Below are 25,457 nucleotides of genomic sequence, written 5' to 3'. Positions count from 1 at the left end.
CCTACGATTTTTTAAAGAAAATTAATGCCTATAAAGGAGATTTTATGAGCAAAAGTTTATATGATTTTAACGTCATTGATATTAACGGCGCCACTCACTCATTAAAAGAGTATGAGGGTAAGACACTTTTAATCGTTAACGTTGCTTCTAAATGTGGATTCACTTCGCAGTACACCGAGCTAGAGCAAATCTACAAAGAATACAAAGACTCAGGTCTTGAGATCCTGGCATTCCCTTGTAATCAATTTGGTGCTCAGGAGCCTGGGGACGCTGAAGAGATTAAATCTTTTTGCTCTCTTACTTATGATGTCAGCTTCCCTATTTTTGCCAAAGTAGATGTCAACGGATCAACGACTGCTCCAGTTTATACTTATTTAAAAGACTCTCTTCCTGGTCTGCTTGGACTTAAGGCCATCAAATGGAATTTTACAAAATTCCTCATTGGTAAAGATGGAAAACCAATCAAGAGATATGCTCCGACAGATAAGCCGCTTTCAATTTTAAAAGATATTAAGAAAATACTTTAGTGATTTTTATGAGAGAGATATTCATCAACTGCGCTTAGAGTTTTTAAAATAACCAGGCGCTTTGATGGGATTTTATCCAAATCAAGTTCAGATTTCCCAGCGACAACCAGTTCAGTTGATGGATTTAATTTTCCAGAGAGTTTTTCAATGTAATTTTGGAAATGAGATTTTCCTAATTGATTGTGAACATTTGACGGGCCTACGATCACCACATTGGCCTCCAGTGATTTCACTGTATCGCTTAAGGCCTCATAAGTAATATCAGCACCCAAATAAGTATAGTGAAGACCGTAATGGCCGCAAAGAAGTCCAACTGACCCCAAAGCGAGATCGTTTAAATCCCCTTCCATTCCACTGACAATCACATTGATGTTGATTTTATCTTTCTTATCGTGAGGGTGATAAAGATTATAACCCATATGAAATTTTAAAAGGGAGCGCGTCGCCTGCTCTTGCGAAGAAGTAAAAACACCACTTGAATGGGCCTCTGCTAGTGAATGAGAAAGAGGTACAAGAATTTCAAGCGCAAAATCTTTTGGAGATAAAAGGATTTTTAATTTTCCCAACTCTTGTGAGATGACATCGAGTTTGTAACTTTTTAAAGCAAAATTTAAAATGGGAAGTGACTGAGCTGGGTCTATAGTGAGCTTAGTGTCATTGATCAGGTTAAAATCTGTTGCTTCAAAACTCGCCTCTGTTTTCCCGAGATCCTTAAGTAAATCTTTAAGTTCAGGAATCGTGAGACCCGCCACTTTTGAAATAGTATACCCAAGCAAGCATAGCTCGCTAAGCAACATAAGTTTTTCAACATCTGTTTTAGAATAAGTTCTATGTCCAGAAGCATCACGAACAGGAACAAGGGCCTTGTATCGTTTTTCCCAGGCGCGGATGGTGTGAACCCCCACTCCTGAAATTTTTGACGCCATCTGAATTGTATAAGTAGTACTGCTCAAATTTATCATTCCTTCGCGTCTATGTAATGTCTCAGAGATTATAGCATCAACCTGCTAGTAAAAACAAAACATAAACTTATAATGATTTAAGTTTCCAGTTGAACAGGAGTCAAACAAATGAAAATTTTAATCACAGGTGCTACAGGATTTGTCGGAAGTGCATTGGCAAAAAAACTATTAGACAGCGGGCATGAATTAAATATCCTCACAAGAAGTCGTGAAAATCTTCCAGATGTTTTTAAAAATTCAAGAGTCACTGCTTTTGAATGGAAAGATACCAGTGTTGCTCCTCCCATTGAAAGCATCTCCGGAATAAATGGAGTGATTAATCTTATGGGTGAAAATATTTCAGCAAAACGCTGGAGTAATGAGCAAAAGATTAAACTTCATACTTCGAGAGTCGAGTCGACCAAAAATCTTACCAATTTATTAAATCATAACTTAACAGCTCCTCTTGATTTTTTTATTTCAGCAAGTGCTGTGGGAATTTATCCCGTAGGTCTAACTGATTGCCTTAACGAAGATTCAAAAACTGGGAAAAACTTTCTCGCTGAACTTTGCAAAGATTGGGAAGCTGCCGCTTATACACTTACAAAAGTAAAACGCATCGTCATTATTAGAACTGCTGTTGTTTTAGAAAAAAATGGAGGAGCGCTGACAAAAATGCTGCCTCCTTTTAAGCTTGGATTAGGTGGACCGATCGGAAACGGAAATCAATATATGAGCTGGATTCATTTGGACGATTTAGTCAACATTTACACAAAAGCAGCAACAGATCCAAAAATGTCTGGAGTTTATAATGCCGCTGCCCCACATCCTACTGACAACTTCCATTTCACTAAGGCCCTGGGAAAAGTACTTCACAAACCAACGTTAATTCCGGTTCCGGCAGCTGCACTTAAAATTGCTTTTGGAGAAATGTCTTCAGTGATTTTAGATTCACAGAAAGTCATTTCTAAAAGACTTCCGGAAGAAGGCATCACACTTCAGTATGAAACAATTGAATCAGCAATGAATAAAATTTTTGAGACGAGATAATCAATGAAACGTGCCTTATGTTGGGTCAGAAGAGACTTACGGCTTCACGATCACTTTGCCCTGTCAGAAGCACTTAAAAATGCAGATGAAACCATTGTCGCCTTTATTTTTGATGAACTTATATTAGAAAAGCTTCACAACAAAAATGACCCAAGAGTGTCCATAATTATGGACTCTCTTAGGGAGATGGAAACTCAGCTGCAAAAATATAGTTCAAGCTTAATTGTCCGTTTTGGAAATCCTGTTGAAGAAATTCCTAAACTGATCGCTGAATATAAAATTGATGGACTCTTTTTTAATCGCGACTATGAACCTTATGCCAAAAAGCGCGACTCTGAGATTGAGCAAATTCTTCTTGCTCAAAAAAAGGCAGTTTATACTTTTAAAGATCACGTCTTCTTTGAAAAAAATGAAATTTTAAACGGCTCAGGTGAAATTTATAAGGTTTTCACACCCTATAAAAATAAATGGCTAGAGACTTTTCGTGCACAGGAAGAATTTATTCCTGAATACAAATGTAATTTGAAAAAACTCTACCCTATAAAAAATTCTAAAAATATTATTGATCACGATTGGCTTCACGAAATCGCTTTTTTAGAAACACCTTGTGTTCTAACTGGTGGGAGCAAAGAAGCACTCAAACGATTAAATACTTTTAGAGAATTCATTGAAAACTACAAAGAGGCCCGCGATGTTCCGGCGCTTGAGCAGACATCAAATCTTTCAAGTTATATCAGAATGGGGAATCTCTCAGTCAGAGATATGATCCGACTTGCTGTAGAAAAAAGAAATTCAGGATATGAGACATGGCTTTCTGAAATTATCTGGCGAGATTTCTATCAGGTAATTCTTGATGCCTACCCTCGCGTGGATAAACACTGTTTTCGCCCGGAATATGACAACATCAAATGGTTGGGTTCAAAAAAAGATTTCCAAGCGTGGTGTGATGGCCAGACAGGCTATCCTCTCGTCGATGCGGCCATGAGATGTTTAAATACGACAGGGATGATGCATAATCGTCTGCGTATGGTTGTGGCCTCATTTCTCACGAAAACTCTTTTAATCGACTGGCGCTTAGGTGAGAGATACTTTGCTGAAAAACTTCTCGACTACGATATGGCCGCCAACAATGGGGGATGGCAATGGAGTGCTTCAACTGGTGTTGATGCTCAACCCTACTTTAGAATTTTTAATCCCTATAATCAGTCTGAAAAATTTGATCCCGAAGGAATTTATATCAGACAGTGGTGTCCTGAACTTTCCAGATTTTCAAACAAGACCATTCACTCTCCTCACGACACTGAAATCTTTGAGCAAGTAGAAGCAAAATGTTTTGTAGGTAAAGATTATCCGGCCCCGATTGTTGGTTATAAACAACAACGAGACCGCGCTTTAGCGATGTATAAAGCTGTTAAGTAGCAGCGGCTTCAGGATGAGAAGAAGGACTAGCAGCTATATTTAAACCAAACTTCTCACCATCTTTAATGATTGTTTTAGGAAGAACGGCCACGTTTGGAGCAACAACTGCTTTTTCACCGATCGTTACACCACCAAGAAGTTTTGCTGAAAGACCAACCATCGCTCCTCTTTTGATCACGAGTTTGTCGATAATTAAAAATCCCTTCATTCCATAATGGGCCATCATATAGGCCGATCCGCCAATTGTGACGTAATCCCCAAGCTTGATTAAACATGGGTCAGAAATATTAGAAGTGTTCAAGAGAACACCCTTTCCGATTTTCATTCCCATCATTCTAAAAAATAAAATGTTTAGTGGTGATGGCGTAATAAAATCTAGAACTGTGTAGCGGACTAAATAAGTTAGGGCATTATGATAAAACCAGGGAATCGATTCAATTGAAAACCATGCGCCTCTATAGGATTTCACGAAAGGGCGGCAAGGAAGATTCATAATGGGAACAATAAAGATCAGCGTTAGAATAAACGAAATGAAAGCTCCACCACCACATAGACCATAGCAAAAAGCTTTTAAAGCAAATGAAGTATCAACCATCTGGAGCGAGGCCCATTGAAATAACATGATTCCAGGAGTTAGTGCCACAGCAATACAGAAAATGAAAACGCAAACAATTGGGATAAGAAATAGCGCGAAACCTACTGTTGAGAAGCGTCTAAATACGTTTTCGACAATTGCGGCCCATCCCTTTTTTGTTGAGTCAGAAGAATTGATATCAATTTTTTCAATAGCGGCCATAAACATCCGTGCTTTTTCATTGGGAACTTTTTTAATGATTTCATTTTCTATAGTTTAATAAAGTTTGTAAACTAATCCCTTATGTCATTCAAAAATAATATTAAAACCGCTAAAGAAATACTCATCTTCTCTCTGCCCATCATCGCAGGCCAAATCGGTCAGATGTTTTTTGGTGTAGGAGATATCATCGTTGCAGGACGCTACTCAAGCCTAGCTGTCGCTTCTATTGGTGTGGCCGCAATGATTTTTGCACCATTCTTAATGGTAGGGATTGGAGTTCTTTTTTGCACCGGACCTCTGGCCTCACAATTAAAAGGTGAAGGGAAATCAGACCCGACTTTCTTATATAACGCTTATCTCGTAAGTCTAGTGATCGCAATGACTCTGGGAACAGCTTTGTTTTTCTCAGAATTCTATATTGGTTACTTTAAACTCAATCCAGAAATCGTCCCTCATGTGGTGCTGTTTTTAAAATGGACTTCTTTCTCACTATTTCCTGCTTTTGTCTTCCAGGCCTCAAAAGAATACCTGCAAGCTCAGGGGAAGATTTATATTCCCAATTCAATCATCTGGTTTTTTAACATCGTGAACGTTCTTTTAAATATCCTCTTGATGTTTGGAACTACTAACTTCAAAGGATTTGGAATTGAAGGTTCTGCGATTGCGACAACGATTTGCCGCTTCTTAATGGCTATTTCTATTTTCTTTTATATGAAATCAGTTACGCCTTTTGAAATGAGACGAAATCCGGAAACAATTAAAAAAATTCTAAGACTAGGCCTTCCTATCTCCTTCACTATCTTGTGCGAAGTTTTAATCTTTGCAACCGTTACTGTTTTAGTTGGTGGAATGAGCTTAATTGCTTCTGCTTCTCAAAACCTGGTTATGAACATCACCTCTCTGACTTTCATGGTGCCTATGGCACTCGGAAGTGCGATTTCAGTTTTAGTTGGTGAACAGTTTGGTAAAAAATCTATCGAGGGAATTGTTCGTCTATGCCGTGGAGCTATGACATTAACGATTTTCATTCAGGTTTTCTTTGCTTGTCTTTATTTAACGATTCCTCATTTAGTTATGGGACTCGCGACAACTGATGAGGCCGTGATTGTTTACGGTGGAGCTCTTTTATTCTGGGTTGGACTCTTCCAGCTTCCAGATGGTCTTCAGGTGGTTTTGTCAGGAGTGATGAGAGGATTAAATGAAACCAGAATTCCAATGGTGTTAGGCCTTATTTCTTATTGGGTATTAGGACTTCCTTTCGGAGTTTATCTTGCGTACCAAAGAAATATGGAGGCCCGTGGATTGTGGGTTGGTCTTGCTATTGGTCTGACATGTATGTGTGTTTTATTAATCGCGTTTTATCAAAACCGAATTAAAAAACTACGTCTGACAATTCAAAATTAATTGCTTTCTTAGATAATGGATCAGTGAACTTTAACTGATAAGACATCAGTCTTATCCCGTCGCTGTTTTTATTTCCTGTTCCGTATTTTGGGTCTCCAAGAACTGGATACCCTAATTCTTCAAAGTGACGTCTGATCTGGTGAAGGCGTCCTGTATGAATCTGAACTAATAAAATGGCCGTGTGCTCTTTTTGCTCTGTGATTTTAAAAGTTGAATGAGCATCTTTCCCATCAATTTTAAAATGAATATCGCCGCCATCCGGATACTTTGCCTGGATATTTCCAACCACTTCAACTTTATAAAACTTCTCTACCTTATTATCCTGCCATAACTTAGAAAATGTTCCTGCAGCATGGTGAGTGTAAGCAAAAAGCATAAGTCCATGAGCTTCACGATCTAGTCTATGAATCAGGTAAGCTTTCCCTTTCGTCTTTTCAATTTGTCTCAGGATACTTCCGTGATCACCGAAGTCTGTTCCTTGTGAAAGAACTCCTGGTGGCTTGTACCAAAGTCCCCACTCTTTGCTGGCGAAAACTTCACGTGAGTCCGGCACCTCTAAATTCACATAACGAGGGTCAAAGAAAAATTCAACATGGGACTCAAGTGTTAGTGGAGCAGTCGCTCTTCTTACACGCAATCGTTTTGATGAACTTAATTTTCTAAACCAGACTCCACCATTATTTAAAACTTTTTTCAAAACACTCTTTGATAGTTTTGTATGTTTTTCTAAAAAATCAATCAGCACCAGAGGATCACCCTCTTGCACGCTTTTTTTCAATGTAAATGGCTTCGTTGTATCAGTCGTCACTGTGATTTCCCAAAAAAAAAGGCCTAAGTAAACTTAGGCCTTTTTAGCAAAATTAATGTCTATTGACTACTTATTCGTTAGTGCACGGAAAGCGTCTACGCGCCCGCCAGATAGCGACGCCGATTTTAATTTATCAGTCTTAACTGACGTATTAACAAGTCTTTCTCTGATCTGAGCTGGTGTTAAATTAGGCTCTTTCGATAATAATAGCCCAATAACTCCCGCGATATGTGGAGTGGCCATTGAAGTCCCTGAAAGACTTGCGTATCCACCGTTCTTGTAAGTTGAAAGGATTGATGAACCAGGTGCTGTCACGTGAACTGATTTTACACCGTAGTTAGAGAAGCTTGATTTTGCTCCCGCTGCTGTATAAGAACCAACTGAGATCACGTTTGAAACATCGTAGTTCGCTGGGTAACTTGCCGTTGAATCGTTATTGCTTGATTCATTTCCAGCAGCAGCAACGAAAGTAATACCTGCTGTTTCAGCTGCAGTGATAGCGTCTAATAGAGACTGCTCTTTTTCTCCGCCACCCCATGAATTCGACATAACGTTTACGCCTCTTTTAATCGCGTAATCAATCGCGCTGATCGCATCGATTGTTTCACCAGAACCAGCGTCTGTTAAAAATTTAATCGGAACAATTTTTACGTTGCTCATCACACCTGCGATACCAACAGAGTTGTGACTTGCTCCAATCACACCAGCACAGTGAGTTCCGTGCCCATGACCATCCATTGGGTCACCATCTTTATTAGCGAAGTCGTATCCGTAAACATCGTCAATAAATCCGTTTCCGTCATCATCAACACCTGCTTTACCATTAAGTTCAGCAACGTTGACTTCGATTTGTGATTTTAAATCAGGGTGAGTGTAATCAACACCTGTATCGATGACAGCAATTCTAATTGTTTTATCCCCAATTGCCCCTTGAGTGATGTCCCACGCTTTTGCCACGTTGATATCTTCACCAGCAACACCTGGAGAGAAAATTCCACCGCCATTTTTACCAGTGTTTAGCAGACCCCATTGCTTAGCAAACATAGCATCAGTTGGAGTTCCCACTTTTTTGCTATTGCTATGAAGAGAGATAATATAGTTTGGTTCGATATATTCAATTTCAGGATTGTTAGCAAGTGATTGCATCGCTTTATCTGACAGCCCTTTACTTGTTTCCAGACGAGCGAACGTTCCGAAATTCGTTGCAGCTGTTTTCGTAATTTGTCCGTAACTTGATACGGCCTTAGAAGATAAAAAATTTGATCCTTCTTTTACTTTAACAATGTAGCCGTTGAATGGAGTTGCTTGAGCTGTGAAAGAAATAAAAAGTGACAAGAGAGAAACTGACAACAATTTTGAATTCATATAATCATCCTTGATTTATGTTTTAAAAATATGTTCGCGCGAATTCAAAGTGATTAGCAATAACTTTTATAGGAGTGATAGGAATTGTTAGGCTTGAGATAAGAAAAACCACCGAGCTTTTACGTCGGTGGTTTGATAGTTTTTTACTTTAGTTAGTTATTGTCTCCAGACAGCACTTGCCCATGTGAATCCAGCTCCGAATGCAGCTGAAGCAACCAACATTCCTTTTTTCAGAACACCAGCTTTCATGGCATCGTCCATCCCTAATGGAATCGTTGCAGCTGTCGTGTTCCCGTAATGTTGAATGGTATTGAAGACCTTTGATTCAGGAATCCCTAACATCTCAGCAACCTTTGAATTGATTCTCATATTGGCCTGATGGAATAAAAATACATCGACCTCATCTAAAGTCACACCTGCTTCACTACATGAATGTCGCAGACACTCTGCCATTCTCTTTGTTGCGTGAACGAAAACAGTTTTACCGTTCATTTGAGGATAGTGCATTCCTTCTTCTAACATCTGATGAGAGATTCTCTCGCTTCCAAGAGCGTTTCCTGGAGCTGGAATCCAAAGTTCTTTGGCAAAATTTCCATCTGCATATAGATGCGTATTGATAATTCTCGAATCAGTTTTTTCATTAACTAGTTCACGGCGAGACACCACAACAGCTCCGGCACCATCACCGAATAAGACACCAACGTTTCTTCCGTTAGGAGTTTTATCCAATCCTTTTGAATGCACTTCTGCACCGACAACCAGAATGTTTTTATGGCTTCCGCTTAAAATGAATTTATCAGCGATACTGATCCCGTAAAGAAATCCCGTACACTGTTGACGAATATCCAGGACAGTAATTTCTGGAATTCCAAGTTTTGCCTGGAGAAAACACCCTGTTCCCGGGAAATCGTGATCCGGGCTTAGAGTTGCGAAGATAATCATATCGATATCTTTAGTCTCCATATTGGCATTTTTAAGAGCGTTCAAACAAGCTTGCAAAGCAAGATCAGACGTCGATGTATTTTCATCTACCCAATGACGTTGAACGATCCCCGTTCTTTGCTGAATCCATTCGTCCGTGGTCTCCATCATTTTTTCCAAGTCAAAATTGGTAAAAACTTTTGGTGGAACGTAAGAGCCTACACCGGTGATCTCACTTCTAAATTTCGTCATTAATTAGTCCTCTGAAAATGTTTGTAACTTAATTTTAATCAAATCCTGTAAATATACAAATAGAATCCTGATCATTTCCCTCCAATGAAAAAACATTGCCGACTGAAATAATATTGTTCACAATTAAAATATATTTAAGAAACGAAGCACTTTAGTCTAAATACATTTAAAAAGGATGTTGAATTATGAAGACGATGCTAGCACTTTGCTTGCTAATAACTTCCCTTGAAAGTTTAGCGGCACTTACTTACTATCCGCAGTCGACTATTGCTAAATTTCAGGACTCGAAAGCCAGCAGCAATGATTTAAAAAACGAAATCTTCAACCTTTCTGACAAATTTCATGTCATCCATGATGATGCCTACGACACTCTCGCCGATGCCTGCCCAACAAATGAAACATGCACAAGTCAAAGAAGAGATCAGACCTACACTGAGGCCCGCAAGATCATGTTCGGGAATTTATTCCTGGAAACACTTGGGGAAAACCGTTACGCCCTTAAAGAAGTTTACTGCAACATCACGGTTGATGAAACGAAAGGGGTCGGGCCAAACAAAATCCCCAATGCAAATTACATTAATTGTGAACACACATGGCCTCAGAGCAAGTTCACTAAAGAATTCCCAGGTGAGCTTCAAAAGTCCGACCTTCACCACTTGTTTCCAGCTGACATGAGGGCCAACTCTACTAGAAGCAATAATCCGTTTGCTGATGTTGAAGGAAAAATCACTCATGCTCAATGCCAGGATTCAAAACTTGGTTTTGCAATTGATAACCCGAGTATCCGATCATTTGAGCCGCCTATTGAACATAAAGGAAATGTGGCCCGTGCCATTTATTATTTCTCAACTCGGTATAAAATGAACATAGATGCAACTCAGGCGAAATACTTAAAAATCTGGAACGAAGAAGATCCAGTTGATAAAGAAGAATTAGAACGCAATGAGCGCATTATGAAACTTCAAGGAAATAGAAACCCATTTGTAGATTACCCGGAATTGATAAGTCGCTTATAAAAAAATGAAAAAATACTCTCACTACTTATTTCTTATTCTCGTTGTCAGTTGTGCTGGCAACGAGAAAAAAACACCGCCAAAAACTTACTCAGAAGACACTAACCGTGCTTTTGAAATGATTGAGCGTGGTGGATCTTATTACTTAAAAAAAGCTCCGGTCTCTGCTGTCCCTCCTCAGATTGAGGTGCCAACCAGAAGACGAGTTCAGCAGCCACCTGTTCAGCAAGTGGCCCCGATTCCCTCAGTACCAGTGCAACAGGTCCCACCTCTGGAAGATGGGCGCGAAGAAATTGTGGTCGATGAAAAAATCAATTATCAGGCAAAGCCGCTGACCAAAGAAATACGCTCAAACCCGAAAGAAGAACTCACTCCGGTTTTAAGAAACACGCAATCAACTTCTAAAGCTGATGAGCGTCTGATTGAAATCAATCAGAACCTGGCCTTCTACTGTATGAAACACAGAAAAGACCCGGCCTATGGTGGCGACGAAGCAAAGTGCATGAAGTTCGTTAATGTTGTCATGGCCAAATGCCAGAAGCAGCACCGTATTGTGAACTCGAAATTACTTAACTGCATTCAAACCAAACTAAAAAATAAAAGATAGGATTTTATGGAACAACTTAATATCGAATACAACTTCACGAGTGAGAGTCGATCATTTTGTCAGGATTGTGACTTTCTAAAATCGAGATGCCTTTGTGACACTTTAAAAGTGATCCCTAACAATGTTCACCTGATTGTTCTTCAACATCCAAGTGAAAGCAAACACCCGCTGAACACTGTTCGCATTATGAAAAAAAGTTTTAAAGAGATGACTGTGCTTGTGGGTGAGAACTTCACGAGTGATTTAATACTTAACACTCTTTTATGTGATCCAAACAATGAGTGTGCTCTTCTCTACCCTGGAGATGAGGCCACTGTTTTAAATGCGGATGCACCTAAAGCACAAATCACTCACTTGATTCTTCTAGATGGAACGTGGAGAAAAGCAAAAAAGATTTTTATGCTTTCACACAACCTTCATACACTTCCCTCAATTAAACTTGCTCCTGAAACAACTTCTGACTACAGAATCAGAAAAGCTCCAAGTGATCAGTCACTTTCAACACTAGAAGCAAGTACAATGGCCTTGCAATACCTAGAGCCCACACTTGATACCAGTGCTGCGATTTTATCATTTCAAAAGATGGTAGATTTTCAGATTAAAAAGATGGGACGAGAAGTTTATCAGACCAATTATTTAGACAAAAAAAAGGATTGACCGAAAAACAGTCCAGTGGACTGTTTTTCGGTCAATATTAAATTATTTCGTTAAGTGAGACTTACACCATCCGCAATTTGTTACGAATTTCATTCCCATCATAGTACATGGTGCATATCCACCATCAGCTTTTTTATCATTGTAGTACTTGCAGTTTGCGCAAGTATCACCGGCCTTATGCTTAGCATTTTTTGATGACTTCGCATCAGCAACGTAGTCCAGGCCTTTTGCCATTCCCACACCTTCTACAGCTACAGCTTTTCCAGCTGGTGCAGTTGCCGGGCATGCTGCTGCCTCTGCCTTCACAGATTTTAGTACGAAAGGAACAATTGTAGCTGCTGCTACGACCATTCCGAAAAATGAGCGACGATTGAGATTTTTTTCTTCTGTCATATAAACTCCACTTTTAAGAAAACTTTTCGAAATTTTGATACCCTTACATTAACAGGAAACACCTCTACTGGTCAAAAATCCGAGTTATTTTAAGTAGTTGGCATCAAACAACGGTTCTGGCCTTCAAACAGAAAAAGAATTATGACGCTTTAAAAACTAATTAATCTCTGATACTACGAAGTATAAATTTACCGGGGATCAAATGGAACAGCAGACTGAAGCTATCGGGCCAAACGAATACTATTTTGAAACGACTCAAGACATCTTAATCGAAGTTTTTCCAAGCTACGTTCCTGAGAGATCTGCTCCAGAGAGCAACCAGTACTTTTACGCTTACAAAATCAAAATCACGAACAACAGTCAGACCGCTTGTCGCGTTATCCACCGTCATTGGAAAATCAAAGATGGAAATGGAAAAACTTACGACGTTCAAGGTTCAGGAGTTGTTGGCGAGCAGCCAATGCTTGCTCCAGGTGAATTCTACGAATACACAAGTTTTTGTCCACTTCACTCTCCGTATGGGAACATGCGCGGGAAATATCAAATGATCGATCAGTTTGGAGAGCGTTTCTGGGTCACAGTCCCAGTATTCTTCTTCAGACCACCAAGAGATATGAGTCCAGGGCCATCAGTCATTCAATAAAGCTTTTCAACTCATACGACTTTTCGTTACCATAAATTAGATTTTGTTAATTTATGGAGAAAACAATGAAAAGTTTATTAGTTGCTACGGTTCTATTGCTTAGTGCTTTTGCACAATCATCTTTTGCACTTGATTTAGACGCAGTTGTTAAAGCTGGTAAGCTTCGCATTGCCGTTGATACAACTTACCCTCCAATGGAATTCGAATCAGTCGAAGGAAAGATCATTGGCCTAGACGTTGACCTGGCACGCGCCCTTGCTGCTGAGTTAAAAGTTAAAGCTGAATTCATCGTTATGCCTTGGGATGGAATTCTCGCAGGCCTTCAATCAAATCGTTACGACGTTATTATGTCTTCAATGAACATCACGCCAGAGAGAGCTGCACAGGTAAACTTCGTTCCTTATATTTCAATGGGACAAGTTTTTGTTGTTAAAACTTCTGCAAAAGCTGTGACGAATGAAAAAGAGCTTAACGGAAGAGTTGTGGCCGTTCAGGTTGACACCACTTCTTTCAATGCTGTTGAAGCAATGAAAAAAGCGGGAGTAAAAATTAAAGAAATCAAAACTTTCCCGGGAGCAACAGATACATTCAGTGCTCTTAAAGCAAATCAAGCTGACGTAATTGTCACAGATGAAGCTGTTGGAAAATACTACACAGGACTAGATTCAAAAACATTTGTCGTTTCTGGAATTGCCATGAAGCCAGAGCCAATTGGTATCGCGGTAAAAAAATCAGATGCAAAACTTTTTAAAGCACTTGAGAGTGCAGTAAAGACGATTAAAGCAAATGGATCGTACGCAAAGATTTACAAAGAATGGCTGAAGTCAGCTCCTCCGGCGCTATAATCTAGGTGGAAGCTGAATTAGGGTTTTGGGCCTTTTCTAAAATTGTTGTTATCCCTCGTTTGATCGAAGGTATGGGTGTCACTTTAAAACTTACATTTTTAAGTGGCACGCTAGGTTTAATCCTGGGAATGGTTTTAGCGCTGCTAAGAATTTCCCAGTATAAAATCTTAAACTGGATTTCACTTTTTTATATTACCTTGTTCAGAGGAACTCCTCTTCTGCTGCAAATCCTTTTCATCTACTTTGCACTTCCGACAATTTTTGAAGCTTATCAAATCAACATGGTTTTAGATTCATTCTCGGCCGGAGTTTTGGCTTTATCACTTAACAGTGCGGCTTATCTGGCAGAAATTTATCGCGCAGGAATTCTCTCAATTCCTAAAGGACAAACTGAAGCGGCCCGCGCTTTGGGATTATCCCGCCATCAGACCATGTATAAAATTATTATCCCGCAAACTTACAGAAGAATTATTCCACCAATCGTCAATGAGCTTTCTGCTTTAACGAAAGAGACTTCGCTCGTATCAGTTATTTCTCTTGGTGAACTTCTTTATATGACTCAGAGACTTGGTTCAAAATACCTGCGCGTCTGGGAAGTTTATATTTGGGCAGCAGTTGGGTATTTAATTATTGTGATGGTATTAAGTTTTATTGCCAGCAGAATTGAAAAACGCCTTGAGCTTAAAGGAGGTGTTTAATGAAATCCAATGAAGTGATTTTAACGATCTCTCACCTGTCGAAAAAATTTGGTGAGAACGAAGTTTTAAAAGATATTTCTACCAGTGTAACTAAAGGTGAAGTTGTGGTGATCATCGGGCCATCTGGCTCGGGAAAATCAACATTTCTTCGTTGTATAAACTATCTGGAAGTTCCAACCAGTGGTGAAATTAATTTTGAAGGTCAGGTGTTAAACCCGAAATCAAAAGAGAAAGTTCTCGATCTTTACCGCACAAAAATTGGAATGGTTTTTCAAAGTTTTAATTTATTTCCTCATCTGACTGTTTTAGAGAATATCACTCTTGCTCCTCTGGAAGCATTAGGTGTAACAAAGTCTGAAGCTCTTGCCCGCGCTCATGAATTATTAAAAAACGTCGGACTCCTAGAAAAAATTAATGCTTATCCACGCGATCTATCTGGTGGTCAGCAACAACGTGTGGCGATTGCGCGCGCTCTTGCGATGAAGCCGGACATTATGCTTTTTGATGAGGCCACGAGTGCTCTTGACCCGGAACTGGTTGGTGAAGTTTTAAAAGTTATGAAAGACCTCGCTCATACCGGTATGACGATGATTATCGTGACTCACGAAATGGACTTTGCCCGCGAAGTCAGTGACCGAGTCATCTTCATGGATAAGGGATTAATAGTTGAGCAAGGAACTCCACAAGAGGTTTTTAATTCCCCTAAAGAAAAGCGAACTATTGATTTTATTAGACGCCTTTAGCTCTAAAACTTAGCTCTTAATTTTTTCATTCTAGTGCCGAAACACTAGCTATGAAAACAACACTTATTCTAGCAATTCTCTGCTCGTCGTTTATTTCATCTCAGGCCAATGCCATGGGGTCTAAAAAACCCACGACTCCAACGACGCCAACAAAACCAGTTGAACCATCAACTCCAACTGCTCCAGTAGTGACAAGTCCGGCGATCACTCCGACGCTTGATTTTGGTGATGAACTTCCTGCAGATGAATACTTAAATAGTTCGGCCGAAGTAGGACCGAAAGTTGATACATTCAGAAGTGATGATGAACTCTCAGGAAAAAGCAGAGAGATGGTGAATGCTGATAACGTTGATAAATGTTTTGATGATAACGATGCTCACACGTATTTTGCCGATCAGATCAGCTACTACAGTGCTCTTATGCTAAACGATGTTCCGGCGAAAGTTGGGTTCATTGGAAGTTCATATGGAACAAGCTCGAATGATGACAGCTATTTTCCAACTTCATTAATCAGACACCCACTTTGTGAGTCGTCTGCAAAAAGTTTAGGATCAACGATTAAAAAAGTTCCCTCGCAGGCCACGATTGATAAACTCAACCGCTTTTCAACGTCAGTGAATCAACTACGTCAGGAAGTTTTAAATGGTGACCAAGGTGCAAAAGTAGAATTACTTGGGACATGGACGAAGTTCTTTTCATGCCTTGCTTACTCGGAGTCTCTAGGGTCTGCTGATTCAACTGCATCTAAAAATGTGGCCGCTAGCAACTCACCTACCGGTTATAGAAAACCTGCCGGTGTTGAGTTTTACGATGATAAAGAGCAACCTGCCGTTTCAAGATTAAATATTGGAATGTTTCAATTCACTCCGAACTCAGCTGGAAATGTTCAACCATGTATCAGAGCGTGGAACGAACTTCATGCGAATAAAGTCTCATGCCAGGTTAATCAGAAGGCCTCTCAAAATGATTTAATTAAGGTTTTAGGAAGCTCACTTCAAAGCTTTAATGCTTTCTGTGGGATCCATAAAATGATTCAGACATTTGCGATTCAAGTGAACACAACAAAGTCTAGTGCGACTCATCCATCAAACTTAGTGAATGGAAAATTAAAACCATTTGAGCAGCGTTGTGTGACTCCACACTTTTATAGTGGATGGGCCTATAATCACTTTGGACCGTTTCAGAACTCGACTGGAAGTAACATGAATGAGCTATTTACTTGCATTGAGAACAGTCACTAGGGTGAGCTGCATCTGCTTTATGAACTTCGTGATAGAACTTATCTAGCGTTCTCTTCATCTGGGCCTTGAACTTGATATCGTGATACTCCATAACATGGGCACGAACTTTCTGAGGCTCCAGAACTTCATCAGTAATGATATTATCAATCGCCTTTTTTAATTCGTTCTTATCAAACGAATCAACAAATCCAATCCCTACTCCAGACAACCATTTTTTAAGTGAGCTGATAAGAATGACTGGTCTTCCTACTGCCAGAGTTCCCATAGCAAGTGCCGGGAAATCGTTTTCGTTAAAGCTGATTAATGCTTTTGAAGCGGCCATAACTGGAGCATGCTCTCCACTACATTTATCACCGAAAAATACATTTTCTGCGTAATCTTTTTTGATGTTTGTTAGTTGAGCGTCCGGCCCGATGAATTGAAATGAGAATCCCCACTCCTTCATCCACTCGGCAAGAAGCTTAGCACGCTCCTCATTCACACCTTTTGCTTCAATTAAAAAGAAATGGTGTTTAAACATAGTCTTTGGAAAAAGTGCATAGTCTGAAACTCTAAATGGTGGCGGAACCACTTCTGTTTGAGTTTTTAATCCTTCAAGAGTTTTAAGTAAGTCTTCTCTCGAAGATAAAACCATATCTGCCTGATCCAAAGTTTTCTTAATCCATGAGTGAACAAATGGAGAGAATACTTTTTGCAGAAAAGTCTTTTTAATTTTTTGGTCAAGATCCAAGTCGTATAAATAGGTAATGAGTTTTGTTGTCTCACATTTTGCAAAACCTTGAGAGAAGCCTTTTGAAACGTTGATGATTAAATCGTAGTCGCAAGAAACAAAAAGGTTTTTAGCAAGAGATGGCAGTTTATTAGAGTGCGTGTAGAACTCTTCTTCAGTCGAGACAACATTGCTTAAAAACGTCGACTTGATTGAGCGTTGTTCGATATGACCTAAGATCGCTCCTTTTTTGTGAGCAAAACAGTAAATCACAGCATCAGGAAAAACTTCGCAAAGGTTTTCGATGATCTCAACATAGTGAGAGCGCTCTAATAAAAAATCACATGTAATGGCAACTTTCATAATTAACTCTTATAAACTTTTAAAATATTCAGCTGTTGCTCTAATTCCATCTTCAAACTTCACAAGTGGTGCGTAGTCTGAAACGGCCTGAAGTTTTCCGATGTTTGGTCTTCTTCTCTTCGGGTCATCTTTTGGAAGCGGAAGGTGTTTAATTTTTGATTTGCTTCCCAGGATCTTAATAATCAGTTCAGCTGTTTCAAGCATTGTGTACTCGTCAGGGTTTCCACAGTTAAATGGAGTGACATCATCACTCATTAAAACATTGTGAATAGCTGCAACTAAGTCAGTTGAGTAACAAAATGATCTGGTCTGTGTTCCGTCTCCGTAAACAGTCAGGTCTGCCCCACTCATCGCTTGCGTGATGAAGTTCGGGATAACTCTTCCGTCATTTGGACGCATGCGAGGTCCATATGTATTGAAGATACGCACGATTCTCGTGTCGACTTTATATTTGTGGTGAAAACTCATAGTCATCGCTTCAGCAAAACGCTTTGATTCGTCATAACATGAACGTGGCCCAATCGGGTTAACGTGCCCTACGTAGTCTTCTGTTTGTGGGTGAATTTCTGGGTCACCATATACTTCAGAAGTTGAAGCTTCTAGAAATCTTGCTCCCTTTTCGCGAGCTAGTTCTAATAATTTTAATGTCCCTTCAGAGTTCACTCTCATGATCTCAATTGGGATGATAGCGAAGTCAATTGGTGAAGCTGGGCTTGCCATCGACATGATGTAGTCGATTTTTTGATTTTTAAAATCTGGAAGAGCTTCATAAACATTTGTCTTATGAAATTCGAAGTTTTTATTTTTTGAAAGTAAATCAATGTTTGATTGCGAGCCTGTGATGAAGTTATCAAGGCCGATAACTTTAGCTCCAAGATTAAGGTAGTGCTCAGCAAGTGTTGAAGGAACGAACCCCGCAGCTCCAGCGATTAATACTGTTTTTCCTTCCATTGATGTGGGTAGAATAATTTTTGTCATATAACTCCTATCTCTTTATCTATTTCTTAATATTTTTTTAATTGAATAACAGCTGATGAAAGAATCAGGAGGACTGCTCCTAAAATTTGCACCGGCAAAAGCTTGGCCCCAAGAAAAACCCAATTGATCACAACTGCAGAAAAAGGAAAAAATAACTCAGCAATAGCGCATGCACGAGCTGAAATAGTCTTTAACCCTTTGTAGTAAAAATACATTCCTGCAAGTCCTGACAACAGAACCATCACCAGTACTTTACCATAAGTTATCGCACTCCACTCAAGCGATAATCCACCAAAACGGTAGTATAAATAAAATGTCATAAACACTAACCCGAAAATAAAACGCCCGCCCATGATTTGAATTTCATCAAATCCCTGATTAGAAAGTTTTTTTCCGAAAACTGTTGAAGCTCCCCAGCACCCTACTGCGATCAAGGCCAGTGTGTAACCCCAGATAGCGTTCTTCGTTAATAGACCCATTGTAAAATCTAAGTGCCCAAGGCCCGGAAGAATATCAACTGAGGAAATTAGTAGGCCACCGATTAATGCAACTGCTGCCCATAGCACGAACTCTTTTTTAATTTTTTCACCAAGCAAGACTCGAGCAAGTGAGATCGCCACGATCGGTTGAAGCTTCTGCAATAAAATAACCAGCGAAGGATTAATCAACATGAAAGCTTTCGTAAATGCCAGTCCACCAATCGCCTGCCCGCCGAAACCGATCACCATAAAATAGAAAAGGGTCGAGAGTTTAATCCCGCCAAACTTTTTTGCATCTTTTAAAATTAAGGGAATGAATAGGACTGATAGAAAAAGAACTTCGATAAAGACGATTTTTTCGGCCGATACTCCAGCTCCAAGAAGCGGGTATCTAATCAGGGTGTCAATTGCCCAGAGAATTCCGGCCAAAATGACGAAAACTATTCCTAACATAAAATGGGTTTCCGAAGATCAAAAATCGTATTATTATCTAGTGAGTAAATTTAGATCAATGGACGCATTCATGCAATTAAATCTTCATCAAACACACCATGAAATTGCGGATTTCGAAGGTATTTTCAAGTACCTTACAGCCACATTTCAGCAGGGAAACCACGAAGGACTTCACGTCTTTCCTGAACTCTTTCTTACAGGCTACCCCCTGCAGGATTTACCTCTAAAAAAGACATTTATTGATGACTATCAGGCATTCCTGGAAGATTTATCTGTTTGGTCAGAGCGCCAATTGAAAAGTAAAGGCCCTTTGGCCCTACTTTTTGGCGGACTACGCTATGAATTTGATACACTGGGATGGCCATCTTACATTGAAAACGTGATGTACATTCTTGAGCCGGGAAAAAAACTTCGCTCTCTGTATACTAAACAACTTCTTCCTAACTACGATATTTACGAAGAAAAAAAATACTTCACAGCAGGTCATCAATCTGAAGTTTTTGAATTTTGTGGAAAAAAATTTGGTCTTTTAATTTGCGAAGACATCTGGTTTTCTCACTTGCATGACATGGATCCGGTTGAGCAATTAAAGTCTCACGAACAAAAATGTGATGCGGTTATTGCTATCAATGCGAGTCCATACCATTTAGGAAAAGTTGAAACACGAATTAATCGCGCACTGGAAATTTCACAATTTTTAGAAGCTCCATTTATTTACGTCAACCGTGTTGGCGCTGAAGATGAAATCCTCTTCGACGGCCATAGCTTTGTCGTTGATGGAAATAGCGTTGTAAAAATGGGTGCTGGGTTTAAGTCTCAAGTTGTGAACCTGGACTTGCCAGTTTATCAGTCGCCGGAAAAACAAAACGTTCGTCCTTATCATTCATCAACAAATAGCTGGTCGACTATTTTTTCAACTCGCCTTTCAAGCGATACACTGACACTTCAACCAATGGGTGAAGCTGGATGCCGTGAAGTCCTGGATGCTCTACTGCTGGGAATCCGCGACTATTCTGAAAAAAATGGATTAAAGAAATTCTCCATCGCGCTTTCAGGTGGAATGGACTCCGCTTTAGTGGTCACGATTCTAAAACTACTTCAAAAAACTTACCCTATAGAAATCGAAGCGATTTTTTTACCGGGATTTTTCTCGAGCTCAATTAGCTATGATCTTTCATATGATCTTTGCCGCAACCTCGGAATTAAACTGACGACGATGCCGATTAAGTTCATCCACTCAACGATCAGGTCTGCTTACAAAGACAATTTTGGCAATGAACTCAAAGGGATTGCCGATGAAAATATCCAGAGTCGTCTACGTGGTGCCTTAATTTATATGCGCTCAAACGATATGAACTCGGCCGTTTTGAACACTTCAAACAAATCTGAACTATCGGTCGGCTACTCGACTATTTATGGAGATTCCGTGGGGGCCCTGTCGGTTCTTGGAGATCTCTTCAAATTAGAAGTCTTTGAGCTCGCTCACTACATCAATAAACACCATGGGAACCTGATTCCTGCTGATATCATTTCAAGACCTCCAAGTGCTGAACTTCGTGAGGATCAAGAAGACTCACAAAGCCTTCCGCCTTACGACAGGCTCGATCCCATCCTTGAAGCGCTTCTTTCTTCTCGTTTTACCCCTCAGGATTTGATCAAGCGAGGCCATAAACAAGATGAAGTTTTAAAAGTTTATCAACTTTTATCAAAATCAGAGTATAAACGAAAACAATTTTGCCCTATAATAAAAGTGAAACCAAAAAGTTTTGGCTTCGGGCACCGAGTGCCGATTAGTAAGAAAATGCTTTAACCATTTCCATAGGAGTTCAAAGTGAACAAGAAACAATTATTGAAATCATTCCAGGACCTGAAAAAAGAAATTGAAATCCTAAGAAAGAAACACTTAGTTCAAGGTCTTGTTGATAAATTCCACGCAGAAAAAAGAGTTCTTGAAAAAAGAATCGAAAAAACTGTTGTTGATGAAGTGAAGAAAGCAAAAAAATTCATGACTGAACAAAAGAAAGAACTGAATAAGATTCAGAAAAAAGTTGAAGCAGCTATCTCTAAGAGACAAGGTGCAAAGAAAAAGTCTGCTAAGAAAGCGACTAAAAAAGTAGCAAAAGTTGTTAAGTCAGCTAAAAAAGCAACTAAGAAAGTTTCAAAGAAATAATTTTTGAATTGGTAGAAGTCTCTGTTTTAAACAGCAGAGACTTCTTCTTTATAAGGCTTCCAGTTCCCCTGCCACAAGTTCATTGTACCAGTCAAAAGCGTTCTATGCTCTTTATCGACCTTAATCTGTACGTATGTAAATCGCGTTGAGGCTTCCATTTGTCCGGCATCAAGATACGGTGTTGTATTCCACGTCCCCGTATTGAAGTAGTATTTATTCTCAGGGAATCTTAGCCATTCCTGCACGTGTGTGTGACCCATAACAACTGTATGAACTTCTGGATGGCGCTTTAGAATCTGTTTTGCCTTCTTCCCATAAAGTGGATAGATCGTAATCTGTTTTAGAATTGCAAGACTGGTTTTAATATTTCTGTTTTGTTTGATGTTTTCATCAAAGTTACTTTGAAAAAGATAAGTTAAAACAATGCGGGCCATTTTCCAGAAAAAAGCAAAGTCATAAAAGAAACACCAGCGGACATAACTTCCCAGCGGTCTAACTTTATCAATGTTTGGCCTGTCCTTTCTTAAAACAGGCAGGAGGTTGATACAAAACAATGTTCCCCATGGAAGATTTAAGATCATCTTTCCATTCGGGCCTTCCATAAAATACTTATCACTTGGAACTGTATTGATTACTTCAAAGCGGTGTCCATGCTCGATATGCACTCCACACAGGTTCACTTCAAAGCAGAATTCCACATCGCCGATGTAGCGTTTTAATGCCAATTGGGCCTCTTTAAAGGCCATACCAGAATCGTGATTTCCAATGACGTATGTGATTTTTTTACCAGGGATCTTTAAGAAACGTCTCAGGCCTTCGAAAAATTTCGGGTGACCTTTAACGATGGCATCAATTGCACGAACAGTGACTTCATCATCAATAATGCTGGAGAAAACGCCGTCGATATCAATTTGAATAAGATTTAAAATATCACCATTCAAGACCAGATGAACTTCTTCTTTTTCGAAGTCTCCTTTTGAATAGTAATCACAAAAATCAAAAAACTTTTCGTCTTCTAAAAAATCTTCTAACAGATTGAGCTGTCCGTTTTTAAGAAATTTTCCTTTTCCTAAATGCAGATCACTCAAAACCAGGATGATCATTTTAGTTATTCCCCGTTTCCGATCTTTTTTTCCTTCAGAGCTTTATGCAGGCTTGATTTGAAAACATCTTGAGTGTTAAACACCAGACCACGTCCCGACTCTTTCGCCTCGTACATCATACGATCGGCAATTGAAAGGATCTCTTGTGAGTTCACTGCATCCGTTGGGAATTCAGCAACACCTATTGAAACACTTAGATTGATGGTCTTCTTTTCACCTTTATGTTCGACATCGTATGGTCTTTCTTTGATGACTTGTAAAATACGTTCACCAACGATTTTTCCCGCGTCCGCATCCGAATTAACTAAAATAACAACGAACTCATCTCCGCCATAACGGTAACTGATATCGCTATCACGAAGCAAACTCTTGATGTCTTTTGCGACACTTTCTAAAAGTTTTGTCCCCACTAGATGCCCGTAATTATCATTTACTTTTTTAAAGTAGTCGATATCGATAAACAGGATACAAAACGGGTCTTTTTCTTTTTGGAACTTATCTACTAAAAGAGTTAAATCTTTATAGAGCTTTCTTTGATTGTATAAACCAGTGACATCATCAATGTGAATCAGGTCGTGCATTTTATACAGGTCTTCAAAGCGTTGAATAATTTTTAAATGGCTAGTTGCAAACTGAGATAAAAATGTCAGTACATCCGTTGAAATTTCACTTGGCGCTGAGAAAACGGCAAAGTGAAACTGGTTCTTTTTAAACCCTAAGTTCAAATAATAGTAATAGCAGCTTTCGACTTTGATGCTTAAACATGGAAGAGTTTTGATATCAGTTCTTTTGATAAACAATTCATCCAGAAGCTTCGTACTATAAAGTTGCTGACGGTCTGATTTACCAAGGACCGTACGGCATTTCTTAAAATCAATTTGCGGGATCTTATTATGAATCGAGTAAACCAGTAGTGGCCTTACCAGATGCTCTTTAGCAAGAAACTCTTCAATATGGGCGATGAGATTTTTTTCATTTTCAAAAAATTCAAACTCGCTTAAAAAATTTGCCAGAGAAAGATTCATTTAATTTTTATCCTTTTGGTGGTCATTTTCGTCTTCTACCTGGTCAATGTCATCTTCCAGGTTCTTGATTGAATGTCTCAACGTCTTCATGATTTTATTTAGACGGTCTTCCAGTTTGCGTTTATCATCAAGGGATTTTTGCTCCTTAATAGAAGCATTTTCCATGTTAAATTCGAGAGCGTCAATTTTTCTTCTCAGCTCTAAAATTTTCTGATCACGACTTTGAACTTGCGAATCTACATCCATTGAAAGCAACTCAAGCTTGCTCTCAAGTTCTTTTTCTCTTTGTTTAACCTGATTAAAGTCAATTCTAACTTTTTGCTCAAGTTTTTCTCTGCGCATATCCGCTTGTTTTGCCAACTCAACTGACATCGCTTTCTTTTCTTCGCTCAGAGCAAGGCGGTATTTCAAGTCTTCAAGCTCTACCATCTGACGCTTTCTTAAAATCGTAATTTCAATTTTTGCTTCATCTAAGTTTGCTTTTAAAGTCAGGTTATCCTGCTCCAGTTCTTTAGAGTCACTTTTTAGATTTTTAATCTGTAAAAGCATCTCCTCTCTTTCTTCGCGAAGGGCCCTGATTGTCGCCTGGAATCTCATAGAATCTTCGGCGTTCAGACTTGTTCCACCCATTCCTGCACTTGTAGGCATTGGAGTTGGAGTCGATATTTCTGCTTCATGAACCTTTGGAGGTTCACGGTATTGAACTGGTTCCGCTTTAGGTGCCGGAACAGGTGCTTCGGTAAAACTAAAATCTGCAATTCTCGTTGCTGCATCTTCCTCTACTTCTTGAGGCGTGCCCATTGTCAGAGAATTAATATCGAAATCCCCAGTGGAATCAGGATTTGAAATTGATGAACTCACACTTGGAGAATCCAGATCGAAGCCATCATTTTTATCGTCTTCAATCGTGGCAAGAGTTTTATTTCTAGAGTCAGTTGAATCCAGTGCAAAGGCCCCGTCATCAATTTCGCTTAATACAAATCCACGTGATGGTGTATTGCTAAAATCAAGCTCACTGTCTTCGATATCACTAAGACCGCTATGAGTTTTCGACACTTCAATTTCAGTCGTCCCTTCTAAATTAGGGCGAATGATATCTTTAATGGTCGATTCGATATTTGCTTTTACTTCTTCTGAACTCATCATATCAACAGAAGCATTTGTGCTGGTTTTATCCAGCTTAAAATCATTTAAATTAGATTGTTTTAATTGGGCCATATTAACGACAATGGTTTTTTGAGTGGCATCAGCATTGAAGTCCACATCACCAATATCGCTGTCATCCAGGGTAAATCCCCCGTCCATATCGTTACTAATCGAAGATGATTTGGTAACCGCAGTTTTTACTGGGATATCCAGGGCCGCATCTTCGTTATCAAAATCCAGAGAAAACCCTAAATCGTCATCTGAGCTAGATAAATCTAACTGACCAGCTTTCTCGGGAATCACCGGAGCTTCATCATCCATAGAAAAATCCAATCCTATTTCGGGAGTTGATTTATCATTTTTATTACTGCCATCATTTCTTTCCATAACCATCTCGTCTATATCAAAATTAATCGATTCGTTGAAATCATCACCGCCATTCTCATTGGAGAAAGTGGTATTTGGAGAAGTTTTTTCAGTAAAAACTAAATCGAATTTACGCTGAATTTTAGCGTTAATTTGATCGTCAAATACCGGCCCAATTTTCTTCGCACCATTCATGATCGTACCTTAGGATAATACTTTTCTACGTTTGCTTGATTTGATCTATTATCCTATCGGTTGATTGTGAGGAAAATCATAGTACTAACTGCCTAGTAGCGCTTTTAAGTTGATCGAATGCTGGGATTTGTCTAAAATAAAGTAAGT

The 25,457-nt window shown here is 39.3% G+C and carries 26 protein-coding genes; 14 read left to right on the top strand and 12 right to left on the bottom strand.

Annotated features, from left to right (window positions below):
* Positions 1–44: 44 nt before the first annotated feature.
* Complete coding sequence (locus SHI21_RS09130; RefSeq protein WP_323576056.1) at positions 45–527, top strand: glutathione peroxidase; 483 nt, start codon at positions 45–47, stop codon at positions 525–527.
* Here SHI21_RS09130 and SHI21_RS09125 read toward each other — a convergent pair.
* Entirely contained in the window at positions 524–1,453 is a 930-nt protein-coding gene (locus SHI21_RS09125) for a MerR family transcriptional regulator (RefSeq protein WP_323576055.1), read from the bottom strand. The two genes, SHI21_RS09130 and SHI21_RS09125, sit on opposite strands and share 4 nt — an antisense overlap.
* Before the next feature lie 144 nt (positions 1,454–1,597).
* Here SHI21_RS09125 and SHI21_RS09120 point away from each other — a divergent pair, with 144 nt between their 5' ends.
* Both SHI21_RS09120 and SHI21_RS09115 read left to right on the top strand, forming a co-directional pair.
* Complete coding sequence (locus SHI21_RS09120; RefSeq protein WP_323576054.1) at positions 1,598–2,518, top strand: TIGR01777 family oxidoreductase; 921 nt, start codon at positions 1,598–1,600, stop codon at positions 2,516–2,518.
* A 3-nt stretch (positions 2,519–2,521) separates the two neighbouring features.
* The gene (locus tag SHI21_RS09115; protein ID WP_323576053.1) at positions 2,522–3,937 is read left to right on the top strand and encodes a cryptochrome/photolyase family protein; all 1,416 of its coding nucleotides are present in this window, start codon (positions 2,522–2,524) and stop codon (positions 3,935–3,937) included.
* On the opposite strand, the gene SHI21_RS09110 is transcribed toward SHI21_RS09115, so the two are convergent.
* Positions 3,930–4,733: a hypothetical protein gene (locus tag SHI21_RS09110; RefSeq protein WP_323576052.1), complete on the bottom strand. Its 804-nt coding sequence runs from the start codon at positions 4,731–4,733 to the stop codon at positions 3,930–3,932. The genes SHI21_RS09115 and SHI21_RS09110 overlap by 8 nt on opposite strands.
* 81 nt (positions 4,734–4,814) lie before the next feature.
* Between SHI21_RS09110 and SHI21_RS09105 the strand changes: the two genes are divergently transcribed.
* Complete coding sequence (locus SHI21_RS09105; RefSeq protein ID WP_323576051.1) at positions 4,815–6,137, top strand: MATE family efflux transporter; 1,323 nt, start codon at positions 4,815–4,817, stop codon at positions 6,135–6,137.
* On the opposite strand, the gene SHI21_RS09100 is transcribed toward SHI21_RS09105, so the two are convergent.
* The 3 genes from SHI21_RS09100 to SHI21_RS09090 all read right to left on the bottom strand — a co-directional run bounded on the left by SHI21_RS09100 (position 6,106) and on the right by SHI21_RS09090 (position 9,483).
* Positions 6,106–6,945: an RluA family pseudouridine synthase gene (locus tag SHI21_RS09100; RefSeq protein ID WP_323576050.1), complete on the bottom strand. Its 840-nt coding sequence runs from the start codon at positions 6,943–6,945 to the stop codon at positions 6,106–6,108. The two genes, SHI21_RS09105 and SHI21_RS09100, sit on opposite strands and share 32 nt — an antisense overlap.
* Positions 6,946–7,011: 66 nt before the next feature.
* Positions 7,012–8,310 (bottom strand): S8 family peptidase, encoded by a 1,299-nt coding sequence (locus SHI21_RS09095; protein ID WP_323576049.1) that lies wholly within the window; start codon positions 8,308–8,310, stop codon positions 7,012–7,014.
* A 156-nt stretch (positions 8,311–8,466) separates the two neighbouring features.
* Positions 8,467–9,483 (bottom strand): 3-oxoacyl-ACP synthase III family protein, encoded by a 1,017-nt coding sequence (locus tag SHI21_RS09090; RefSeq protein ID WP_323576048.1) that lies wholly within the window; start codon positions 9,481–9,483, stop codon positions 8,467–8,469.
* Between the two features lie 185 nt (positions 9,484–9,668).
* Between SHI21_RS09090 and SHI21_RS09085 the strand changes: the two genes are divergently transcribed.
* From SHI21_RS09085 to SHI21_RS09075, 3 genes are read left to right on the top strand one after another with little or no spacing between them, the layout of a single operon-like run.
* Positions 9,669–10,499 carry an endonuclease I family protein gene (locus SHI21_RS09085; RefSeq protein WP_323576047.1) on the top strand — a complete coding sequence of 277 codons (831 nt, stop codon included), beginning with the start codon at positions 9,669–9,671 and terminating at the stop codon, positions 10,497–10,499.
* Positions 10,500–10,503: 4 nt separating this feature from the next.
* The gene (locus SHI21_RS09080; RefSeq protein ID WP_323576046.1) at positions 10,504–11,103 is read left to right on the top strand and encodes a hypothetical protein; all 600 of its coding nucleotides are present in this window, start codon (positions 10,504–10,506) and stop codon (positions 11,101–11,103) included.
* A gap of 6 nt (positions 11,104–11,109) precedes the next feature.
* Positions 11,110–11,760: a tRNA-uridine aminocarboxypropyltransferase gene (locus tag SHI21_RS09075; RefSeq protein ID WP_323576045.1), complete on the top strand. Its 651-nt coding sequence runs from the start codon at positions 11,110–11,112 to the stop codon at positions 11,758–11,760.
* Positions 11,761–11,802: 42 nt separating this feature from the next.
* Here SHI21_RS09075 and SHI21_RS09070 read toward each other — a convergent pair whose 3' ends face one another.
* Positions 11,803–12,153, bottom strand: coding sequence for a high-potential iron-sulfur protein (locus SHI21_RS09070; protein WP_323576044.1), 351 nt, complete (start codon positions 12,151–12,153; stop codon positions 11,803–11,805).
* A 202-nt stretch (positions 12,154–12,355) separates the two neighbouring features.
* Here SHI21_RS09070 and apaG point away from each other — a divergent pair, with 202 nt between their 5' ends.
* The 5 genes from apaG (at position 12,356) to SHI21_RS09045 (ending at position 16,323) form a co-directional block, all read left to right on the top strand.
* Positions 12,356–12,796 carry a Co2+/Mg2+ efflux protein ApaG gene (gene apaG, locus SHI21_RS09065; protein ID WP_323576041.1) on the top strand — a complete coding sequence of 147 codons (441 nt, stop codon included), beginning with the start codon at positions 12,356–12,358 and terminating at the stop codon, positions 12,794–12,796.
* A 65-nt stretch (positions 12,797–12,861) separates the two neighbouring features.
* A complete protein-coding gene (locus SHI21_RS09060; protein ID WP_323576039.1) occupies positions 12,862–13,641 on the top strand; it encodes an ABC transporter substrate-binding protein in 780 nt (259 codons plus the stop codon).
* Positions 13,642–13,646: 5 nt separating this feature from the next.
* Positions 13,647–14,339, top strand: a complete 693-nt coding sequence (locus SHI21_RS09055; protein ID WP_323576038.1) for an amino acid ABC transporter permease — start codon at positions 13,647–13,649, stop codon at positions 14,337–14,339.
* Positions 14,339–15,082 (top strand): amino acid ABC transporter ATP-binding protein, encoded by a 744-nt coding sequence (locus tag SHI21_RS09050; RefSeq protein ID WP_323576037.1) that lies wholly within the window; start codon positions 14,339–14,341, stop codon positions 15,080–15,082. Before SHI21_RS09055 ends, SHI21_RS09050 begins: the two co-directional genes overlap by 1 nt.
* Before the next feature lie 50 nt (positions 15,083–15,132).
* Complete coding sequence (locus SHI21_RS09045) at positions 15,133–16,323, top strand: hypothetical protein (protein WP_323576036.1); 1,191 nt, start codon at positions 15,133–15,135, stop codon at positions 16,321–16,323.
* On the opposite strand, the gene SHI21_RS09040 is transcribed toward SHI21_RS09045, so the two are convergent.
* From SHI21_RS09040 to SHI21_RS09030, 3 genes are read right to left on the bottom strand one after another with little or no spacing between them, the layout of a single operon-like run.
* Positions 16,298–17,395, bottom strand: a complete 1,098-nt coding sequence (locus SHI21_RS09040) for a glycosyltransferase family protein (protein ID WP_323576035.1) — start codon at positions 17,393–17,395, stop codon at positions 16,298–16,300. The genes SHI21_RS09045 and SHI21_RS09040 overlap by 26 nt on opposite strands.
* A gap of 9 nt (positions 17,396–17,404) precedes the next feature.
* Entirely contained in the window at positions 17,405–18,346 is a 942-nt protein-coding gene (locus SHI21_RS09035; RefSeq protein ID WP_410198817.1) for an NAD-dependent epimerase/dehydratase family protein, read from the bottom strand.
* Between the two features lie 53 nt (positions 18,347–18,399).
* Positions 18,400–19,305: a DMT family transporter gene (locus SHI21_RS09030; protein ID WP_323576033.1), complete on the bottom strand. Its 906-nt coding sequence runs from the start codon at positions 19,303–19,305 to the stop codon at positions 18,400–18,402.
* A gap of 40 nt (positions 19,306–19,345) precedes the next feature.
* Here SHI21_RS09030 and nadE point away from each other — a divergent pair, with 40 nt between their 5' ends.
* Positions 19,346–21,115 carry an NAD(+) synthase gene (nadE, locus tag SHI21_RS09025; protein WP_323576032.1) on the top strand — a complete coding sequence of 590 codons (1,770 nt, stop codon included), beginning with the start codon at positions 19,346–19,348 and terminating at the stop codon, positions 21,113–21,115.
* A gap of 21 nt (positions 21,116–21,136) precedes the next feature.
* Positions 21,137–21,475 carry a hypothetical protein gene (locus SHI21_RS09020; protein ID WP_323576031.1) on the top strand — a complete coding sequence of 113 codons (339 nt, stop codon included), beginning with the start codon at positions 21,137–21,139 and terminating at the stop codon, positions 21,473–21,475.
* A 26-nt stretch (positions 21,476–21,501) separates the two neighbouring features.
* Here SHI21_RS09020 and SHI21_RS09015 read toward each other — a convergent pair whose 3' ends face one another.
* From SHI21_RS09015 to SHI21_RS09005, 3 genes are read right to left on the bottom strand one after another with little or no spacing between them, the layout of a single operon-like run.
* Positions 21,502–22,578 (bottom strand): metallophosphoesterase, encoded by a 1,077-nt coding sequence (locus tag SHI21_RS09015; protein WP_323576030.1) that lies wholly within the window; start codon positions 22,576–22,578, stop codon positions 21,502–21,504.
* A gap of 5 nt (positions 22,579–22,583) precedes the next feature.
* Positions 22,584–23,603, bottom strand: a complete 1,020-nt coding sequence (locus tag SHI21_RS09010; RefSeq protein WP_323576029.1) for a GGDEF domain-containing protein — start codon at positions 23,601–23,603, stop codon at positions 22,584–22,586.
* Positions 23,604–25,310 (bottom strand): hypothetical protein, encoded by a 1,707-nt coding sequence (locus SHI21_RS09005; RefSeq protein WP_323576028.1) that lies wholly within the window; start codon positions 25,308–25,310, stop codon positions 23,604–23,606.
* Between the last annotated feature and the right edge of the window lie 147 nt (positions 25,311–25,457).

The sequence above is a fragment of the Bacteriovorax sp. PP10 genome (assembly GCF_035013165.1).
In the GTDB taxonomy this organism is placed as follows: Bacteria; Bdellovibrionota; Bacteriovoracia; order Bacteriovoracales; family Bacteriovoracaceae; genus Bacteriovorax; species Bacteriovorax antarcticus.
Note: the sequence above shows the minus strand (reverse complement) of the source record. Positions and strands in the feature narration are given on the sequence as shown.

Excerpts from the sequence above, each read along its gene's own strand:
- SHI21_RS09040 (WP_323576035.1), bottom strand. The coding sequence starts at position 17,395 with ATGAAAGTTGCCATTACATGTGATTTTTTATTAGAGCGCTCTCACTAT.
- SHI21_RS09010 (WP_323576029.1), bottom strand. The coding sequence starts at position 23,603 with ATGAATCTTTCTCTGGCAAATTTTTTAAGCGAGTTTGAATTTTTTGAA.
- SHI21_RS09125 (WP_323576055.1), bottom strand. The coding sequence starts at position 1,453 with ATGGCGTCAAAAATTTCAGGAGTGGGGGTTCACACCATCCGCGCCTGG.
- SHI21_RS09050 (WP_323576037.1), top strand. The coding sequence starts at position 14,339 with ATGAAATCCAATGAAGTGATTTTAACGATCTCTCACCTGTCGAAAAAA.
- SHI21_RS09015 (WP_323576030.1), bottom strand. The coding sequence starts at position 22,578 with ATGATCATCCTGGTTTTGAGTGATCTGCATTTAGGAAAAGGAAAATTT.
- SHI21_RS09105 (WP_323576051.1), top strand. The coding sequence starts at position 4,815 with ATGTCATTCAAAAATAATATTAAAACCGCTAAAGAAATACTCATCTTC.
- apaG (WP_323576041.1), top strand. The coding sequence starts at position 12,356 with ATGGAACAGCAGACTGAAGCTATCGGGCCAAACGAATACTATTTTGAA.
- SHI21_RS09085 (WP_323576047.1), top strand. The coding sequence starts at position 9,669 with ATGAAGACGATGCTAGCACTTTGCTTGCTAATAACTTCCCTTGAAAGT.
- SHI21_RS09030 (WP_323576033.1), bottom strand. The coding sequence starts at position 19,305 with ATGTTAGGAATAGTTTTCGTCATTTTGGCCGGAATTCTCTGGGCAATT.
- SHI21_RS09120 (WP_323576054.1), top strand. The coding sequence starts at position 1,598 with ATGAAAATTTTAATCACAGGTGCTACAGGATTTGTCGGAAGTGCATTG.
- SHI21_RS09005 (WP_323576028.1), bottom strand. The coding sequence starts at position 25,310 with ATGAATGGTGCGAAGAAAATTGGGCCGGTATTTGACGATCAAATTAAC.
- SHI21_RS09095 (WP_323576049.1), bottom strand. The coding sequence starts at position 8,310 with ATGAATTCAAAATTGTTGTCAGTTTCTCTCTTGTCACTTTTTATTTCT.
- SHI21_RS09090 (WP_323576048.1), bottom strand. The coding sequence starts at position 9,483 with ATGACGAAATTTAGAAGTGAGATCACCGGTGTAGGCTCTTACGTTCCA.
- SHI21_RS09080 (WP_323576046.1), top strand. The coding sequence starts at position 10,504 with ATGAAAAAATACTCTCACTACTTATTTCTTATTCTCGTTGTCAGTTGT.
- SHI21_RS09045 (WP_323576036.1), top strand. The coding sequence starts at position 15,133 with ATGAAAACAACACTTATTCTAGCAATTCTCTGCTCGTCGTTTATTTCA.
- SHI21_RS09110 (WP_323576052.1), bottom strand. The coding sequence starts at position 4,733 with ATGGCCGCTATTGAAAAAATTGATATCAATTCTTCTGACTCAACAAAA.
- SHI21_RS09060 (WP_323576039.1), top strand. The coding sequence starts at position 12,862 with ATGAAAAGTTTATTAGTTGCTACGGTTCTATTGCTTAGTGCTTTTGCA.
- SHI21_RS09130 (WP_323576056.1), top strand. The coding sequence starts at position 45 with ATGAGCAAAAGTTTATATGATTTTAACGTCATTGATATTAACGGCGCC.
- SHI21_RS09115 (WP_323576053.1), top strand. The coding sequence starts at position 2,522 with ATGAAACGTGCCTTATGTTGGGTCAGAAGAGACTTACGGCTTCACGAT.
- SHI21_RS09075 (WP_323576045.1), top strand. The coding sequence starts at position 11,110 with ATGGAACAACTTAATATCGAATACAACTTCACGAGTGAGAGTCGATCA.
- SHI21_RS09035 (WP_410198817.1), bottom strand. The coding sequence starts at position 18,346 with ATGGAAGGAAAAACAGTATTAATCGCTGGAGCTGCGGGGTTCGTTCCT.
- SHI21_RS09070 (WP_323576044.1), bottom strand. The coding sequence starts at position 12,153 with ATGACAGAAGAAAAAAATCTCAATCGTCGCTCATTTTTCGGAATGGTC.